This window comes from Planctomycetia bacterium (assembly GCA_015200345.1).
Lineage (GTDB): Bacteria > Planctomycetota > Phycisphaerae > UBA1845 > UTPLA1 > PLA3.
Map to the genome: position 1 here is coordinate 1,984,499 of CP054187.1, position 16,690 is coordinate 2,001,188.

At 63.7% G+C, this 16,690-nt stretch carries 15 protein-coding genes; 7 read left to right on the forward strand and 8 right to left on the reverse strand.

Annotated features, from left to right (window positions below):
* Nucleotides 1–24 precede the first annotated feature (24 nt).
* The 3 genes from HRU71_08215 to HRU71_08225 are packed head-to-tail and all read left to right on the forward strand — an operon-like array spanning nucleotide 25 to nucleotide 2,745.
* Complete coding sequence (locus HRU71_08215; protein ID QOJ03468.1) at nucleotides 25–1,140, forward strand: 3-oxoacyl-ACP synthase III family protein; 1,116 nt, start codon at nucleotides 25–27, stop codon at nucleotides 1,138–1,140.
* Nucleotides 1,134–1,709, forward strand: a complete 576-nt coding sequence (locus HRU71_08220) for an isoprenylcysteine carboxylmethyltransferase family protein (GenBank protein QOJ03469.1) — start codon at nucleotides 1,134–1,136, stop codon at nucleotides 1,707–1,709. Before HRU71_08215 ends, HRU71_08220 begins: the two co-directional genes overlap by 7 nt.
* 28 nt (nucleotides 1,710–1,737) lie before the next feature.
* Nucleotides 1,738–2,745 (forward strand): NAD-dependent epimerase/dehydratase family protein, encoded by a 1,008-nt coding sequence (locus HRU71_08225; GenBank protein ID QOJ03470.1) that lies wholly within the window; start codon nucleotides 1,738–1,740, stop codon nucleotides 2,743–2,745.
* 66 nt (nucleotides 2,746–2,811) lie between these two features.
* Here HRU71_08225 and HRU71_08230 read toward each other — a convergent pair whose 3' ends face one another.
* From HRU71_08230 to HRU71_08240, 3 genes are all read right to left on the reverse strand, one after another.
* Nucleotides 2,812–4,224: an MBL fold metallo-hydrolase gene (locus HRU71_08230; GenBank protein ID QOJ03471.1), complete on the reverse strand. Its 1,413-nt coding sequence runs from the start codon at nucleotides 4,222–4,224 to the stop codon at nucleotides 2,812–2,814.
* A 130-nt stretch (nucleotides 4,225–4,354) separates the two neighbouring features.
* Nucleotides 4,355–7,168 (reverse strand): O-antigen ligase family protein, encoded by a 2,814-nt coding sequence (locus HRU71_08235; GenBank protein QOJ03472.1) that lies wholly within the window; start codon nucleotides 7,166–7,168, stop codon nucleotides 4,355–4,357.
* Nucleotides 7,169–7,525: 357 nt separating this feature from the next.
* Nucleotides 7,526–7,798 carry a transcriptional regulator gene (locus tag HRU71_08240; GenBank protein ID QOJ03473.1) on the reverse strand — a complete coding sequence of 91 codons (273 nt, stop codon included), beginning with the start codon at nucleotides 7,796–7,798 and terminating at the stop codon, nucleotides 7,526–7,528.
* Between the two features lie 389 nt (nucleotides 7,799–8,187).
* On the opposite strand from HRU71_08240, the gene HRU71_08245 reads away from it, so the two are divergent.
* The 4 genes from HRU71_08245 (at nucleotide 8,188) to HRU71_08260 (ending at nucleotide 13,414) form a co-directional block, all read left to right on the forward strand.
* Nucleotides 8,188–11,022, forward strand: a complete 2,835-nt coding sequence (locus HRU71_08245) for a leucine--tRNA ligase (protein QOJ04960.1) — start codon at nucleotides 8,188–8,190, stop codon at nucleotides 11,020–11,022.
* A gap of 109 nt (nucleotides 11,023–11,131) precedes the next feature.
* Complete coding sequence (locus HRU71_08250; GenBank protein QOJ03474.1) at nucleotides 11,132–11,743, forward strand: class IV adenylate cyclase; 612 nt, start codon at nucleotides 11,132–11,134, stop codon at nucleotides 11,741–11,743.
* Between the two features lie 199 nt (nucleotides 11,744–11,942).
* The gene (locus tag HRU71_08255; protein QOJ03475.1) at nucleotides 11,943–12,989 is read left to right on the forward strand and encodes an NAD-dependent epimerase/dehydratase family protein; all 1,047 of its coding nucleotides are present in this window, start codon (nucleotides 11,943–11,945) and stop codon (nucleotides 12,987–12,989) included.
* Nucleotides 12,990–13,003: 14 nt separating this feature from the next.
* On the forward strand, nucleotides 13,004–13,414 hold the full coding sequence (locus HRU71_08260; protein ID QOJ03476.1) for an NUDIX domain-containing protein: 411 nt from the start codon (nucleotides 13,004–13,006) through the stop codon (nucleotides 13,412–13,414).
* A 10-nt stretch (nucleotides 13,415–13,424) separates the two neighbouring features.
* On the opposite strand, the gene HRU71_08265 is transcribed toward HRU71_08260, so the two are convergent.
* The 5 genes from HRU71_08265 to HRU71_08285 all read right to left on the reverse strand — a co-directional run bounded on the left by HRU71_08265 (nucleotide 13,425) and on the right by HRU71_08285 (nucleotide 16,664).
* Nucleotides 13,425–14,150: a carbonic anhydrase gene (locus HRU71_08265; GenBank protein ID QOJ03477.1), complete on the reverse strand. Its 726-nt coding sequence runs from the start codon at nucleotides 14,148–14,150 to the stop codon at nucleotides 13,425–13,427.
* Nucleotides 14,147–14,782 (reverse strand): HAD family phosphatase, encoded by a 636-nt coding sequence (locus tag HRU71_08270; GenBank protein ID QOJ03478.1) that lies wholly within the window; start codon nucleotides 14,780–14,782, stop codon nucleotides 14,147–14,149. The genes HRU71_08265 and HRU71_08270 overlap by 4 nt, the downstream gene beginning before the upstream one ends.
* Nucleotides 14,783–15,182: 400 nt before the next feature.
* Nucleotides 15,183–15,557 (reverse strand): 50S ribosomal protein L20, encoded by a 375-nt coding sequence (rplT, locus tag HRU71_08275; protein ID QOJ03479.1) that lies wholly within the window; start codon nucleotides 15,555–15,557, stop codon nucleotides 15,183–15,185.
* 34 nt (nucleotides 15,558–15,591) lie between these two features.
* The gene (gene rpmI, locus HRU71_08280) at nucleotides 15,592–15,789 is read right to left on the reverse strand and encodes a 50S ribosomal protein L35 (protein QOJ03480.1); all 198 of its coding nucleotides are present in this window, start codon (nucleotides 15,787–15,789) and stop codon (nucleotides 15,592–15,594) included.
* 200 nt (nucleotides 15,790–15,989) lie between these two features.
* The gene (locus tag HRU71_08285; protein QOJ04961.1) at nucleotides 15,990–16,664 is read right to left on the reverse strand and encodes a translation initiation factor IF-3; all 675 of its coding nucleotides are present in this window, start codon (nucleotides 16,662–16,664) and stop codon (nucleotides 15,990–15,992) included.
* Between the last annotated feature and the right edge of the window lie 26 nt (nucleotides 16,665–16,690).

Below are 16,690 nucleotides of genomic sequence, written 5' to 3' on the forward strand. Positions count from 1 at the left end.
AATGGTGTATTCGCTAGGAGTGCTATGTCCCTGTTACCTGTCAGGATCGCGGGCACCGGCAGTTTTCTTCCCGGGCCTCCGGTATCGAGTGATCGCCTGGAGGCGGTGCTCGGCACGTTGGATCAGGCGCCGCCGAAAGTAAAGAGCTTCCTGTCGAGCGTTGGTCCGAAGATGCTCGGCGAAGGCGGCGTTAAAACGCGCCATTTCGCAGTGGATCCCGAGACCGGGAACATGACGCACAACTTCAGCAGCCTGGCTGAAGAAGCGGCTCGTCGCGCCTTGGACATGGCGAAGATGGAACCGCAGGACATCCAACTGCTGATTATCTCCTGTCCGTCCTACGATCAGAGCACCCCGCCGACCAGCGCTCTGCTTCAAGAGCGTCTGGGTATCCAGGCGTGCGCCGAAATGGAGATTCACTCCAATTGCACCGGCGTCGGCAAGGGCGTGCAGGTCGCCTATGACGCCCTTCGCACCGGTCGCTACAAGACGGCCCTGGTGTGCTATAGCCAGTTGTCGTCGATCTACCTGCGGAGCTGCTACTTCAAACAGTCCAAGATGGACAAGGTTCACGCTGCGTTGCGGTGGATTCTCGCCGACGGCGCCGGCGCGCTTGTCCTCACCGGCGGCGACCACGGCAAGCCTGACCACGAAATCATCGGTACCTACGTCGAGTCGGTCGGCGCGGGTCGCCCCTCCGGAATGACCGCCGGCGGCGCCGCGGCAGACCTGATGCGAAAGGATCACCAGATCCCCGAGCTGTATAACGACGGCACGCACCACCTGTGGCAGGATTTCACCGCCGTCAACGACAACGCCGCTCCGTTGCTGTTGCAGGGCCTCATCAACTTCACCACGCAGATGAAGATTGATTCGTCTACGGTGGATCACTACGTCGTCTCGATCCCGACGCTTCAGTTGTACGAACGGCACATCCCGGCGTTTCTGGATCGCCTGCGGATCACTCGGGACAAGATCAAGTTCCGCAGCGACAAGATCGGCTACTGCGGCGGTTCGGCGACCCTGCTGCACCTCGATGAAATGGTGCGAACGGGCGAGTTGAAGTCCGGCCAGTTGGCGATCGTGCATGCCGTCGAGTCCAGCAAGTGGATGACAGCGGGGTTTGCGGTGCGATGGTAGACGAGCCGCGGCCTTCGCCGAGGCAGGACAAACCCTTCGCCCTTCGGGCCGTCGTGTACACGATCGGCTTTCTCTTCGTCATACTCGGCGTAGTGCCCTCGCTGTTCTACATCGTCGGCGAACGGCTCGTTCCGCCCATGGACTGGCCCGGCGACTGGCCGCCCGAAATCCAAGCCTATTGGACGAGTTTCCGCTCACTGGTGGGTGGGGCCATCTTTTCCGCGGGCCTGGCCGCGTATCTGTTCTGCTCGGCGTGGCTTGTGTTTCTTAGCAAGGCGCCGCACGTTCAGTTTCACGATCCCCAGGTGTTTGTCGCGACCGGGCCTTATCGCTGGGTGCGCAACCCCGTGGTGCTTACGCTGCTGGTGACCGCTGCGGGCCAGGCGATCTACTATGCCTCGTGGGGCATCGCACTCCTGGTCGTTTTGGGAATCGGTTTTGGGCACTGGCAGGTCACGCGGCTGGAAGAGCCGAACCTGCGACGCCTGTTCGGCGACAGCTACGAGGCGTATTGCCGTCGCGTGAACCGCTGGCTGCCGAAACTGCCGTCCGCCGAGCCGGACGACTAACCTTCTCATTCTTGCACCCCTCATTGCCATGACGGTTTTAGTCACGGGAGCTACAGGCTTTTTCGGCAGTCATCTCGTCGAGCAGCTCCGCGCCGACGACGTGCCGGTTCGAGCGCTGGTTCGACCGACAAGCGACACGGCGGTACTTGATCAGTTGGGCGTGGCGTGCGCCGTCGGGTCGCTCGAAGATGCCGATTCGCTCCACCGCGCGTGTGAAGGGTGCGACTTGGTTTATCACTGCGCCGCGCGCGTGGACATCGTCGGCACGCCCGACGAGTTTCATGAGACGACGGTCGAGGGCACGCGCCGCATGTTGCACGCGGCACGCGACGCCGGGGTCCGCCGTTTCGTGCACGTGAGTTCGTGCGGCATTTATCACCCTGACTTGCTCTCCGACGGCCGAACCATCACCGAATTCACGCCGACCCCGCTTCCGCCCGACTGGTTCATCTACGCACGGGCCAAGTATCACGCCGAGCAGGCGGTGAAGGAGTTTGACGCCGGCGAGATGGAATGGGTCATCATTCGAATCGCCTACCTTTACGGGCCGCGCAACCGCGTGATGCACAGCTATCTGCGCCCCGTTCTGGCGGACGGAATCATGATGATCATCGGCGACGGATCGAACACCCTCGCGATGATCTATGTGGCCGATGCGGCGCGAGCCGTGCGCCTGGCGGGGACGGTCCCCGACGCGGCGGGAAAAATACTCATCGCCGGGCCGAACGAGGGCGTGACGCAGCGGCAGTACTTTGACGCGCTGGCCGACGGATTCGGCCTGCCGCGCTGCAGGAAAAACGTTCCTTATGGAGTGGCCTTCTTCTTTGCAAGGATGGGAGAAGCCTTCATCAAGTCCGGCCCGCGCGCGGCGGCGATGCGGCGATCGGCCGTTGCGCTCACCGGTCTGCCTCAACGAATCGACTGCACGTTCACGCAGCGACTGTTGGGCTGGAGGCCGAGCACGTCGTTCGCCGAGGGAATCAGGAAGACGTTTGAGTGGTATCGCGCGGCGTATCATACCGCGAAGAGCGAGTAACGAAGGCAACGCCCTTTGCGCTTCTTGCTGAGTGGAATGCGACTGCTCGCAGCGGCCTGCGATCGTTCAGTCTCGCGCCGTCAGCTCGAACACGTCCCCCGCCGCCGGCATGTTGATATCCCGAAATCCGTCTTCGATCAGCGCCGACTTCATCGCCTCCATCTGATCGATTTCGCCATGCACCAGGAACGCCCGGCGGCAGCGCGCCGCGGTCGGCTTGCACATGCGGCGTAGTTCGTCGATGTCGGCATGGCCGGAGAAGCCGTTCAGCACAACGACTTGCGCTTTGAGGGACAACGTCTGCCCGAAGATCGAGACTTTTGGCTGTTTTTCGACGATGCGCCGGCCGAGGGTGTGCGCGGCCTGAAAGCCGACGATCAGGATCGTGTTGCGGGGGTTCTGGATGTTGTTGCGCAGGTGGTGAACAATGCGGCCCGTCTCGCACATGCCGCTGGCCGAAATGATGATGCACGAGCGACGGATGCGATTGAGTTTTTTGCTCTCCTCGGCGTCGCGGATGTAGGTGCAGGCGCAGGCGCCGAGGATGTCGCCGGTTTGTTTCTGAAAACTTCTCGCCTCGGTGTTGAACAGCTCCGGATGCATGCGGAACACCTCGGTCGCGTTCACCGCGAGGGGACTGTCGATGTAGATCGGCACACGCGGGATCGCCCCGGCGCTCTGAAGCTGGTGCAGCGTATAGACCAGCACCTGCGTTCGACCGACCGAGAAGGCGGGAATGATGAGCTTGCCCTTTCGCGCGATCGTGTCGTTGACGACGGCCGCCAGCCGCGCGCCGAGGTCCTCGGTCGGCGGATGATGCCGACCGCCGTAGGTGCTTTCGACGATGAGGTAATCGGTTTCTGAAAAAGGCCTGGGGTTGCGCAGGATGGGAATATCAAACCGCCCGACGTCACCGGAGAAAACAAGTGACACAGGCTTGTCGCCAACGGGTTGTTTGTATAGCAGGGCAATCGACGCGGCGCCGAGCATGTGGCCCGACGACTCGAACCGGGCGGAGAGCCGCCGGGTGATCCAGAACGGCTGCTCGTACGCGACGGTTTGAAACAGGCGCAAGGTCTGTTGCACGTCGTCATCGGTGTAAAGCGGCTCGATGGGCGGCTCTCCGACGCGGCTCTTTTTCTTGTTCAGAAAGTTCGCGTCTTCCAGTTGGATGTGCGCGGAGTCGGCCAGCATCAGGGCGCACAGGTCGCGTGTCGCCGGTGTGGCATAAATGCGGCCCGTGAACCCCTGTTTGACCAGAAGCGGCAGGCGGCCGCAGTGGTCGATGTGTGCGTGCGACAGGACAACGGCGTGCAGGGTGGACGGGTCGAAGGGAAACGTCTTGTTCTTCGTCTCGGATTCGGCGCGGCGGCCCTGAAACATGCCGCAGTCGAGCGCGACCTTCATGCCGTCGGCTTCGAGGAGGTGAAGCGAGCCGGTGACTTCGCGCGCCGCGCCGCAGAACGTGACCTTGAGCATCCCGCCATTACCAACGCTGGAGCGGGGCTTGTCAACGTCGACACGATCTGCTGCCGCCGAGGGATTGCGACCCGCACGCTTCAGGCATCCATTGCACCGCATTTGCGCCTGCGCTCGCGCGGCAATTCAATCAGCGCGGGGTCGTGCTGTTCGCCAGCGCTTGCAGCCCGGCGAAATACCTCGGGCGCCGATCAACGGGCAGCCTCGTAAGCTCCGCCACCGCTTCGCGCGCCAGCGCCGCCATCTCGCGCTGCATGGCCTGCGGCGTCCATTGCTCCGGCGGCAGGCTGAAATAGACACGATAGTCGATAAACTGATCCTTCCCCGCCAGCAGGTGCATCAACGCCGAAAACCGCCACAGCGGCCTCAACCGTTCGGGAAACGCCGTCGGCATCACCTCGCCGAAGACAAAGCCCAGCTCGGGTTGCGGATGCGCCAGCCGATCGTGCGGCAGGCCCAGCACGGCGTAACGCTCGGCGGCGCGAATCGCCTCCAGCGCGCCCGGGATCGGCGCCATCGCCTGATCTGCCGTCGCGTCCCCCGGTATTTCATTCGACCGCCACGATTCGAGCAGCCATCGAGCCAGCCGCTCGAACGCGTCGACCTCGGCCGCATGGGCACGCCGAAACGGGCTGTTCTCCGTTTCGAGTCGGCGGTAAAGACTCGCCGCGTATCGCTGCATGCCGATGGCGTCCCGGATGAAACCTGCCTCGTGCAGCAGATAGGCCTTGATCCGAACGGCCTCCATCGTTGGTCGATCAAGGCTCTCGTCAAAGGGGGCCGTCAAGACCATCTTGCCCGAATCGGTCAGATCGCAGGCGAGGGATTGCACGACCTCCGGCAGATTTGCGATGGCTCCGAGAATCCCAGCGAGTTCATCATCCAGCGCGGATGCCCGCAGTGCCCTTTGCACGCAGCGGTATTTCTCCTCCGGCGGCGTCTCTGGCAGTCGTGCATACAGCACGTTCACACCCGCCGAATAGGGATCAAGTTTCTCCTCGATCGCACGGCGAAGCACGAAACGCGCCTCCGTCGGCTTGCGCGCCAGCAGCAGCGTCCGTGCGTAATTCTCGATCACGCCGGCCAAGCCGGGTATCTCCTCGTACAACTCGCCCCACAACAACGCCGCCCGTCGAAGGGCCTCGGCATTAATTTCGGGGTACGCCAGGTCACCGGTTCGCCGCGGCGAACTTGCCTGCGCGCTCGCCAGCGCCTGCTCGGCCGCGCGAAAGCGAGCAAGAATTGTCTTCTCCGAGAAGAGCCTCCCGACGACCTCGAACTTTTCGGCGTCCGCCTCGCGCGTGTGACGCAAGACCGAATCCGCCGTCGCGCCCAGATACTCCCGATGCACGACGATGGCACACCCGAGCGCGATCGCCAGCCCAATCGCCTTTCCGGTAGCCGACATGCCCGGTGAATGAGTCGATGAACTCCGCGCGGGCTGATCGCCGGCCGATCCTGAATCCGACGTGGGGCGCGGGCGACTGACCGCGATCAGCAGACCCAGCATCGTCCAGTACCAGGGCGGCATCATGGGCCCGCGCAGCGTGATGCTGCCGGCCTCGGTGACGACAATCGCCGCAAGCCCCGCGATGAGGGCGAGCACATCCGGCGTGATGGCCGCGCGGCGCAGCGCGATCAGAATGGACCCGATCGGCAACGCGAGATAGAGAACCCCCGCCGGCACACCGAGTTCCACCGCGGCCTGCACCCACTCATTGTGAACGGCCGCGTCAATCGTTCCGTGATAAACCTGCGGCATGTCCGCCCGAAGCGGCGCGACGGCGTTGGTCATGTTCACCACCGTCATGTCCGGACCGACGCCCAGCAGGGGCTGCGCACGGATCAATTCGCCGCTGAGGCGCAGGTAGCCGAAACGCAGTGCAACGGGTATGGCACGCTCACGCTGGCCGCTGGCGCGCTCGCGTTGGACGTACCACGCCGCGGATCCCAAAAGCGCCGCGCCGGCGACCATCACCAGTCCACGGCGGAGCAATCGACCGCGCGATGCAACCGCTCCGCCGATCCACAGTCGAAACGCCACGATCAGCGCGACGCCCGCGAGGCAGCCGAGCATCGCCGCGCGCCGGCCCGATTGTTGCAGCACGTACGCAGCGATCCCCCCCGCAACAAGCACGCACAACCCGATGAGCCGTCGCGCCGGGTCCGGCTGTTCCGCCTTGTTCGGCTTAACGTCGCTTGCCGTTTGACGCCGGGCCAGCAACCAACCGCCCGCCATCGCCGACCAGACGGCCGCCAAGCCCGCCGTGATCGTCAGCGTGCCGATCGGCCAGGAGAAGTATCGCACGCCGAGATCGGCGCGGTGCGCCAGGGCCAGCCCGCACGCAACCGCGCCCAAGGCCAGCATTCCGCCGACGGCTGATCGCAACGCCCGCCCCGGCAGATAGCGCCCCAACAGCCACGCCCAGCCCGCGCCGGCCGCGAACCGCAACAGCCACCCGCGCGAGAGGTACATCGAGTCATTCGCCCAGGCCGACGCCATCCCCGCGACAAGTATCAATACGGATGTCGTGATGAGCCATCGCAGCCCCGGCGAGGCGGCGCCGTAAGAATCCCAAAGCGACCGGTCCATCCGCGGCGCGGCCAACGCAACCACCAGCGCGGCGCAGCCCAGCCCGACAAACGGCATCACATCACGCACGTCGGAGATGCCGCTCGTGGCAATCGGCAGCGTGAGCGCGCGGGCGATCGCAGCCAGGAGCGGATGCCATCCGCCGAGGCCGCCCGCTGCCGCGCCACCGAACGGGCCGACGCCGCTGTAAAGCAGCGTCGCCCCCGACAGCATCGCCAGGACGATCCCGGTCAGTCCGATGCTCAATCGGCGGTCATTCATTCGAGCCGTCCATTCATGCGTCCATCGTCCCGTCGCGTCGGCAGGCTCGCAAGCACTGCGCTCCGCATGGCCGTCAGGGGCCGCGGCCATGCCGCCCGACTCGGCGCAATCTTCCAAATCGCGCGACCCCGCCACCCCACTCGCACGGTGCGCGCGTAAAAAAGCAAAACGCAGGCCGAGACCTGCGCTTCGCCCATCCCCCGAGGCATTCGTCACAATTTGTGCGCCGGCTGGTCGCCCCAATCAACGGCTGCCGACCCCCCCGAGTAGCAGCCGTCCGAGCCTGACCCCCCCAGGCAAAGCTCGAATGATTCTGTCGGTGCGGGGCGCCGCGCCGGCGCGTGTGTCACTCCTCGAAGTTAATCAGTTTGTCGATATTTCGATCGGTTCAGGTCTGTCCGCCGCGCTTCCGGGCCGGGCGATTGCTGTGCCGCGACGGGCCGACCTTCATTCCTGTGTCTCGCCTTCCTGCTCGATCATCTTGCGAAGGTAGTCGTTCTCGCGCCGCGTTGCCTCCAGATCGAACAACAGGTACTTGATCGACAACCGCAGGTAATCAATCGACTCCTGCAAGCTGCTGACCGTGGCTTTCAGCTTGTCCTGGCGCATCTTTGTTTCGATCGCCAGCGATTCCAGCTTGCCCCGCTGCGTCTCCGGCAGCGTGCCGATCTCGTTCATCAGCTCCGCCAGCTTGCTCTGAAACGTTGTCTCATCCATCATCCCTGTCCCTCGCTCGCAAAGCGATGCGACCGGCGGCCGCGCTCGCGCTCTCCTCGTTGCGTCCTCTTTCCCTGGGATGGTTCAGCAAGGCCCGTGCCGCCGGGGCAGATCGTTGCCCCGCACCTCCGCTGAAGCGCGCCTAAACTGTTGGAGCGAATGCAGTAAGCGACGAAGGCTTCATTCCGCCCGCTCCCGATTCGCGGACGTTGGCCGGACCACCCTGTTTCAAAGATGCATCATTTCGGCCAGGGGATGTTGCAGGAAGACAGCATCGACGAGACGCGGCAGGTCGGCAGCACGGTGTTTGGCCGGGTGGATTCGCCCGAATAAACTGCTTTCCTTACGAGTTGAGCACGCCGAACCGGCGATGGAGTAGGACCCCTGTGACGATACCCGCTGACTACGACCCCGCCGCGCTGCAAGCCAAGTGGCAGCGCTACTGGGATGAACACAAAACGTTTCGCACGCCCAATCCCGGCGAGCCGGACTTCGATCCGACGCGCCCCAAATTCTACGTCCTCGACATGTTCCCCTATCCCAGCGGGGCCGGTCTGCACGTCGGTCACCCCGAGGGCTACACCGCAACCGATATCATCGCGCGATACAAGCGCATGCGCGGCTTCAACGTCCTGCACCCCATGGGCTGGGACGCCTTCGGCCTGCCCGCCGAGCAGCACGCCATTGAGACCGGCGAGCATCCCGCGATCTGCACCGAGCGAAACATCAACACCTTTCGCCGGCAACTCAAGATGCTCGGCTTCTCCTACGACTGGGATCGAGAAATCTCCACCACGCACGAAGACTATTACCGCTGGACGCAGTGGATCTTCCTGCAATTGTTCAACAGTTGGTACGACGCAACGTGCGAATGGACCGATGCCGTCGGGCGAACGATCGTCGGCCGCGCGCGGCCGATCCGCGAGCTGCCCATTCCCGACGACGTGCGCGCCGCGGGCGAGAGGGCCGTGCGCGAGTACGTCGATTCGCAGCGGCTGGCCTATCTTGCCGAGGTGCCGGTGAACTGGTGCCCAGCGCTGGGGACGGTGCTGTCCAACGAGGAAGTGACCAACGAAGGGCGCAGCGAACGCGGCAATCATCCGGTCTTCAGGCGGCCGCTCAAGCAGTGGATGTTGCGTATCACGAAATACGGCGACCGGCTGGAGCGCGACTTGGAGGAACTGGCCTGGCCCGAGAGCGTGAAGATCATGCAGCGGAACTGGATCGGCCGCAGCGAGGGCGCGCAGGTGAAGTTCGACGTTGTCGGACACGATACGGCGCTGGAGATCTTCACAACGCGTCCCGACACGCTCTTCGGCGCGACGTACATGGTGCTCGCGCCGGAGCATCCGCTGGTGGAGCGCATCACGACGGCCGACCAGCGCGATGCGGTGCGCGCTTACTGCGACGCCGCGAAACAGAAAAGCGATCTGGCCCGCACCGCCGAGACCAAGGAAAAGACCGGCGTCTTCACCGGAGCGCACGCCATCAACCCCGTCAACCAGGCGCGCATCCCGATTTGGGTCGCTGATTATGTGCTCATCTCTTACGGCACCGGGGCGATCATGGCCGTGCCGGGGCACGATCAGCGCGATTTTGAGTTTGCCAAACAGTTCAAGCTGCCGATCGTGTTGGTGGTGAAGCCGCCAGAGGAATGGCTCGCCGCGCAGCACACAACGATCGAGACGTACCTCGCACATCCCGAGCAGTGCGAAGCCGTTTTCGTCGACGACGGGACCGCGATTCACTCCGGCGAGTTTGACGGCCTGCCAACCGCGCAATTCAAAAGGAGAATCATCGCCTGGCTCGAATCGCGCGGGCTGGGCCGCGGCACGGTGAATTACAAACTGCGCGACTGGCTGTTCAGCCGCCAGCGCTATTGGGGCGAGCCGTTTCCGATATTGCACGGGCCGGAAGGCGAGATCGTCCCGCTTGATGAAAGCGAACTGCCGCTCACGCTGCCGCCGATGGATGACTTCCGCCCGACGCCGGCCGCCGAGGGCGATGCCAACGCTGCAACACCCGAGCCGCCGCTGGGCCGTGCGAAGCAGTGGGCGACGCTGACGCGCAATGGGAAAATCTATCAGCGCGAATTGAACACCATGCCGCAATGGGCCGGATCGTGCTGGTATTACCTGCGATTCCTCGACGCGCGAAACGAATCGCGCTTTTGCGGCAACGAAGCCGAACGCTATTGGATGGTCTCGCCGCGCAAGGACGGCACGCCGCACCTCGGCGGCGTTGACCTGTATCTCGGCGGCGCGGAACACGCCGTGCTGCACCTGCTCTACGCGCGTTTCTGGCACAAGGTGTTGTTCGACCTGGGCCACGTCAGCACGCCCGAGCCGTTCGGAAAGCTGTTCAACCAGGGCATGATCCGTGCGTTTGCCTATCGCGATTCGCGCGGCGTACCGCACGGCTACGACGAGATCGACTTTCGAGACGACGGCACGGCGCATCTGAAGGTCGGCGGCGAGAAACTGACCGCCACCGTGGAGAAGATGTCCAAGAGCCTCAAGAACGTCATCAACCCCGAGGACGTGGTCGGCGAGTACGGGGCTGATGCACTACGTTTGTATGAAATGTTCATGGGCCCGCTGGAGGCCAGCAAGCCGTGGAACCCGCGCGACGTGCCCGGCGTGTTTCGATTTCTTCAGCGCGTCTGGCGATTGATGATCGACCGCGAGACGGGAAACGTGTCGAGCGCGATCGTGACGACGGGCGTGAACCTCGACGCGAGCAACGAATTAGAACGCCACTTGCACCGCACCATCAAGAAAGTGGAGGAAGACATCGAAGCCATGGCGTTCAACACGGCCATCGCCGCCATGATGGAATGGGTGAACGCCGCCTACAAGGCGAAGCAGGTTCATCAGAGTCAGGCCGAGCGATTTGTGCTGATCCTCGCGCCGTTCGCGCCGCATATCGCGGAGGAGCTGTGGGAGCGATTGAAGCAGCGAATCGCCCCCGGCCGCGACGTGCCGAGCCTTGCGTATGAGCCATGGCCGACGTGGGACGCGGCCATGGTCGTCGAAAGCGAGGTTGAGATTCCGGTGCAGATCAACGGCAAGCTCGTCACGCGCATGAAAATCGCCAAAGCCGCGAGCGAAGACTCGGTGCGCATCGCGGCGCTGGCCGACGCGAAGGTGAAGGAGCGAATCGGCACGAGCGAGATCGCCAGGGCGGTATACGTTCCGGGGCGGATGTTAAATCTGGTCGTGAAGTAGATCCGGGCGACGCGCCATGGGTTCGAGCCGCGACGTGGGCGCACCGCGCGGCGATTCGGTGGCAACTGCGACGCGTGAATGATGTGTGCGGTCGGCATGGAAATGCCTGATGGATGCCCCGCTCGAAATCGAACTCAAGACGCGCGTTGATTCGCATGAGCCGGTTCGCGCAGCGCTGATCGCCGCCGGGGCGATACGGATCGGTGCGGTGCTGGAGACGAATCATTTTTTCGACACGCCCGAACAGACGATGCGGCAGCGCGGCGCGGGGCTGCGCGTGCGCGAGGCAATTCCCATCGAACCTGCTCGTGGACCTGGCGGGGCGTCGTCACCACCGATTCAAGCACCGTCACTCGCGACAATGACGTTCAAGGGCGCACAGCAGGCCGGCCTGTTCAAGGCGCGCGGCGAAATCGAGTTCGTGGTGGACCGCGCCGAAGCGGCGATCAATCTGCTCGCCGCCGTCGGCTTCGTGGAAACGTTGCGATTCCAGAAGCGCCGCGAGAGCTGGACGCTGCGCGACTGCGAAGTTGAACTCGATGAGCTGCCACAACTGGGGCGATTCGTGGAGATCGAAGGACCATCCGACGACGCGATCCGCGCAATCGCGCTCCAGCTTGGACTCGATCCGGCCCATTCCATCCGCGAGAGTTACGCCGCGCTGCTGGCGGCGACCAGGCCACCCGATTCGCCGCGGCCGTTCGTGATCGCCTTTGATTAAGCGCGGACTGCGGCATCGCAGACACGAAACACGCTCGATCAGATGGTTTCACGTGCGATGAGCAGCCGCGCGGGCTGAAGCCCGCGGCTCCTTGGAATGAAAATGAATGGGATGAGCCTAATTTTGGAATGACGATGAGCCCAATCTTGACGCGACCCCAAGCGGCGTCTACGTTGATCGCACGGAAACCCTTGGAGCAATGAACGAAATGAATCTTGTCACAGGCGGCACGGGACTGCTGGGCAGTCACATCGTGGAGCAGCTACGCAAGCGCGGCCGACCGGTCCGCGCGCTGGTTCGCCGAGGGGCGGACACGAGCTGGCTGCGCACACAGGGCGTCGAGCTGGCCGAGGGCGATGTCACAGATGCGGCATCGCTGAAGAAAGCCTGCGCCGGTGTGCAGTGCGTCTATCACGCGGCGGCGCGCGTCGGGGACTGGGGCCCCTGGCCCGATTTTGTGCGCATCACCATCGACGGCACGCGGAATCTCTTCGACGCAGCCGAGCAGTGCGGGGTTTCACGATTCATTCACGTCAGCAGCATCAGCGTCTATGGCCACGTGAACGAGAAGGGGCTGGTGGTCGATGAGACCGCGCCGCTCGGCGTGAACGTCCACAAGTGGTCGTATTACACGCGGGCGAAAGTCGCCGCCGAGGAAGAACTCTGGCGCCGCCATCGCGCCGGCGGCTGCGTGAAGTACTCCGTCATCCGCCCGAGCTGGCTCTACGGCCCGCGCGACCGCGCCACCATCGCCCGGCTCACGACGATGATCCGCACCGGCAAGGCCAAGCTGCTGGGCAGCGGCGACAATCGTCTTAATGTTGTCTACGCCGGCAACGTCGCCGAGGGCTGCATCCTCGCCGCCGACAACCCCGCCGCCATCGGCCAGGCCTACAATTGCAGCAACGACGGTGAACTCACCCAGCGCATGTATTTCGATCTCGTCGCCAAGGCCATCGGCTGCCCGCCGGTCACCAAGCGCGTGCCATACAAAGTAGCCTACAATGCCGCTTTCTTCCTCGAATGCTGCGGGCACCTGCTGGGCTGGGAGAAGCCGCCGATGATCACCCGCTACGCCGTCTGGCTCATGGGCCGCGATACGTTCTTCTCGGCCGACAAGGCCCGGCGCGAACTCGGATGGAAATCGACCGTCGGCTACGAGGAAGGCATCCCCGCCACGATCCGCTGGTATGAGGAAAACGCTCGGCGCAACGCGTCGCCGAGCGCCGCGGCGGTCACGGCCTAGCGGACGCACTTACCATGACCGCACACGGTTCGATTCACTCGCCGGTTACCTACGGCATCCTCGGCATTTTGCAGCGCGATGGTCGCGTGCTGCTGATTCAACGCTCACAGCACGTGCGTGTCCCCCTGGCGTGGTGCTTTCCCGGCGGAACGATCGAACCCGGCGAGTCACAGCCCGACGCGCTCGTGCGCGAGCTCCGCGAAGAAATCAACCTGACCGTCCGCCCCGAACGGCATCTGATGACGCAGACGAAACACGATGGACGGCTGGTGCTCTATTGCTGGTCGGCAGAAATACTCGAAGGCGAGTTGCGACCAAACCCGCAGGAAGTCGCCGACCTGGCGTGGCTCACGCCCGATGAAGTGCGCCGCATGGCCGGCGTCCTGCCCGGCACGACCGACATCCTCGACGGCATCGGCCTCTAGCTGCCGTTCGTTACTTATCGCAATTCGCCGGGGCTGCTCCAGTCCGCAGCAATTCCGCCTGGCGCGGATGCGGCCCCAGCCACGTCACGCGTGCCGAATCAATGTCATACACCGCGCCGACCACCTGCAAGCGGTCTTCCGTCATGAACCTGCGGATGTCCGCGCTGACTGCAAGCAATTCCTCCAAGCTGTGCCAGACATTTCGTTCGACCGCCGCATGAAGCAGCGCCTCCCCCGAAAGCTCCGAGCGCTCGCGCCGCACCGCATCCACGGCCGGACGAATGCGCGTGATGAGCTTCTCAAGGCTGCCGTGTTCGTGCGACCCGTCCACGACGGCTTTGACCGCCCCGCAATGTTCGTGGCCCAGTACGACCACCAATGGCAGATGCAGATGCTCGACGGCGTATTCAATCGAGCCGGCCTCATCGACCCCGCAGACATTGCCCGCGACACGGATGACGAACAGATCGCCGATGCCCTGATCAAAGAGCAATTCCACGGGAACACGCGAATCGCTGCACGCCACGATCGCGGCGAAAGGATGCTGCCCGTCGCGAGCCGTTTCGTGTCGACGATCCGCGCTCGCGTGCGGGTGCCGCGCATGATCTCGCGCAAAGCGATCATTGCCTTCGCGCAGCGCCTGTTCGGCCTGCTGCGGCGTGCGGGGGATCGCCTCGGACCGCAGGCAGCCGGTGGCAAACAGCAAGGCGAGCGAAATGACGGCGCGGTGTTTCACAATCGGAGCTGGGCCAACTGGGCCGGTTTGATCTCGTTCAGCGCGCTGACCACGCGGTCCGCGCGACCGAGCGCCGATGCAACGTGCGTGCCAGCCAGCGCGATGACCTTCATGCCGGCTGCACGCGCCGCTTCAATCCCCACGGGCGCGTCTTCCACAACAACGCAACGGCTCGCGGGCAGTCCGATGCGTTCGGCGGCGATGAGAAAAACCTGCGGATCGGGCTTGCCGCGGGTCACATCGTCAGCCGTGACCACCGCGCGAAGAAACCTGCCGATGCGCAGTTCCTCGCACACCAGAGACACGTTCTCCGCCGGGCCGGACGACCCGACCGCCAGCGCCGCCCCGGCCCCATGAAGCGACGCCACCAGCTCGCTCGCGCCCGGCATCGCCGGCACCCGGCCCCGAATCAAATCGCGGTAGATTTCTTCCTTCCGCCGTTCAAGACGTTTGACTTCATCAAGATCCGGCACGCCAAGCGTCTCGTGGATGAACTCCCAACTGGTTCGACCGAACCCACCGGCGAATTCAGTTTCGCCAATCGGCCGGCCGATCTCCGCGCCAAGTCGCACCCAGCTCTCCAGGTGCGCAGCGCGGCTGTCCACCAGCACGCCGTCCATGTCGAAGATCACGCCGAAAGGATGCATTCAGTGAGGGACACGCAGCAAGACGTCGACAAGTAACGCGAGTTCGCAACCTGCAAGACTCGAAACATTGAAAGGGCCGACGCCAGCCGCACGGTCCCGTCGTGAACCACATTCTTTCAATCGTTCGCCGTGCTGGGCGCTGTATTTTACCTGCGTCGCATGCGGTCACAACGCCGCGCCGACGGCCAGGGACAGGCCCTCGCTGCGTACCCGCTCGCCCTGCCCTTTTTTCAATGACAAAAGGATAGAATGACTACTGCGGAGCATCGCTGACATGGCTTCCGAAGTGAAGCCACTGGGAGCATTCACCTGTGGCACAGGCGTCTCGCCTGTGATTCACCCGCCGCGGCGGTTGACAGCCTTGTGGATCATTCTGCGGCTCCGATCAGGCCGCCTTGCCGGTCTTGCCGATTTTCTTGCGGGCCAGTTCCACGATCGCGTCAAACGCCTCGGGGTCGGCGATGGCGATCTCGCTAAGCATCTTGCGATTAAGCGTGATGTTCGACAGCTTCAGGCCGTTGATGAATTTGCTGTAGGTCAAGCCCCGCGCGCGGCAGGCGGCGGTGATGCGCGTGATCCACAGCGAGCGGAAGTCGCGCTTTCGGGCGCGGCGATCGCGGTAGGCATAGACCCCGGCACGCAGCACGGTGTCCCGCGCCGGGCCGAGCAGCTTGCTTCGCGCGCCGTAGTACCCCTTGGCGGCCTTGAGAATCCGCCGGACCTTCTTCTTGTGTGCGACGTGTGTCTTCGTGCGTGGCATGACGCCGATTCTCCATTGCGATCGCGGGGCGGGCTTATGCCTGCAACACCGCGGCGATCTTGCGGCTCAAGGCCTTGTTCGCCAGAATCCCCTTGCTCGTCAGTCGACGGCGGCGATTGCCGCCCTTGCCGCTCATCAGGTGGCCCATGTTGCTCTTGCGATACTTCACCTTGCCGTTGGCCGTCACCTTGACGCGCTTGGCAAGCCCCTTGTGCCGTTTCATCTTGGGCATGAAATCTGCTCCTGCTCGCGGTTTGCGAAGCCCCGCACTATAAACGCCACTCGCCCGGTTGGCAACCGCGAGCCGCCAACGACTTCCGCGACCCCCGATGCGCAATCTCTCCACGTCCGCCGTTCCAAAACCCTGTCACCAATGGAGTTACAGGCCATTCACGGCCATCATCTCACCCCGGGCCGTAGTCCGGCTCAATATCAGCTTCCCGCCGGAGTGGTCGACGGGCTGGACGCGGCGGGTGCAAGATGGTCCGGCGCGGCCGATTCCATCGGCGCGCCATCCTCGGCGCGCTTCTTCGTTGATTTGGAGGCTTTCGGCTTGCTGTCCGATTTCCCGTCGGCGGACTTGGCGGCCTTGGGCTTTCCGGGGGTCGGAACCTTCAGCGGGATCATGATCATCGTCATCTTGCGGCCGAGCATCTTCGCGTCGCGCTCGACCTTGCCGACATCCGCAAGGCCGGCGGCAATTTCGTTGAACGATTCCTGGCCGATTTCCTGATGGAACCGCTCGCGGCCCTTGAAGATCATGGTGAACTGGACCTTGTCTCCGCGAGTGAGAAACTCCCGCGCATGCTGAAGCTTGATCTGCCGATCGTGCGGATCGGTCTTCGGGCGGATCCGCACTTCCTTCATCTTCTGTTCGTGATGTTTGTGCTTCTGTTTCTTGGACAGCAAGTACTTGTGCTTGCCGTAGTCCATGATCTTGCAGACCGGCGGGCGCTCGTTGGGAGAGACTTCCACCAGGTCCAGGCCGACCTCCCGCGCCATGCGCAAGGCCTCGGCCGTTTCGACGACACCGCGTTGTTCGCCCTGTTCGTCGATCAGGCGAATGGGCGACAGGCGAATCTGCTCGTTGCATCTCAAATTGGTAATGGTCGATCACCTTCCTTTCTTCCTGT

Bases quoted from the DNA above. Each gene is read 5' to 3' on its own strand.
- HRU71_08215 (QOJ03468.1), top strand. From the start codon at position 25: ATGTCCCTGTTACCTGTCAGGATCGCGGGCACCGGCAGTTTTCTTCCC.
- HRU71_08220 (QOJ03469.1), top strand. From the start codon at position 1,134: ATGGTAGACGAGCCGCGGCCTTCGCCGAGGCAGGACAAACCCTTCGCC.
- HRU71_08225 (QOJ03470.1), top strand. From the start codon at position 1,738: ATGACGGTTTTAGTCACGGGAGCTACAGGCTTTTTCGGCAGTCATCTC.
- HRU71_08230 (QOJ03471.1), bottom strand. From the start codon at position 4,224: ATGCTCAAGGTCACGTTCTGCGGCGCGGCGCGCGAAGTCACCGGCTCG.
- HRU71_08235 (QOJ03472.1), bottom strand. From the start codon at position 7,168: ATGGCCGCGGCCCCTGACGGCCATGCGGAGCGCAGTGCTTGCGAGCCT.
- HRU71_08240 (QOJ03473.1), bottom strand. From the start codon at position 7,798: ATGATGGATGAGACAACGTTTCAGAGCAAGCTGGCGGAGCTGATGAAC.
- HRU71_08250 (QOJ03474.1), top strand. From the start codon at position 11,132: ATGGATGCCCCGCTCGAAATCGAACTCAAGACGCGCGTTGATTCGCAT.
- HRU71_08255 (QOJ03475.1), top strand. From the start codon at position 11,943: ATGAACGAAATGAATCTTGTCACAGGCGGCACGGGACTGCTGGGCAGT.
- HRU71_08260 (QOJ03476.1), top strand. From the start codon at position 13,004: ATGACCGCACACGGTTCGATTCACTCGCCGGTTACCTACGGCATCCTC.
- rplT (QOJ03479.1), bottom strand. From the start codon at position 15,557: ATGCCACGCACGAAGACACACGTCGCACACAAGAAGAAGGTCCGGCGG.
- rpmI (QOJ03480.1), bottom strand. From the start codon at position 15,789: ATGCCCAAGATGAAACGGCACAAGGGGCTTGCCAAGCGCGTCAAGGTG.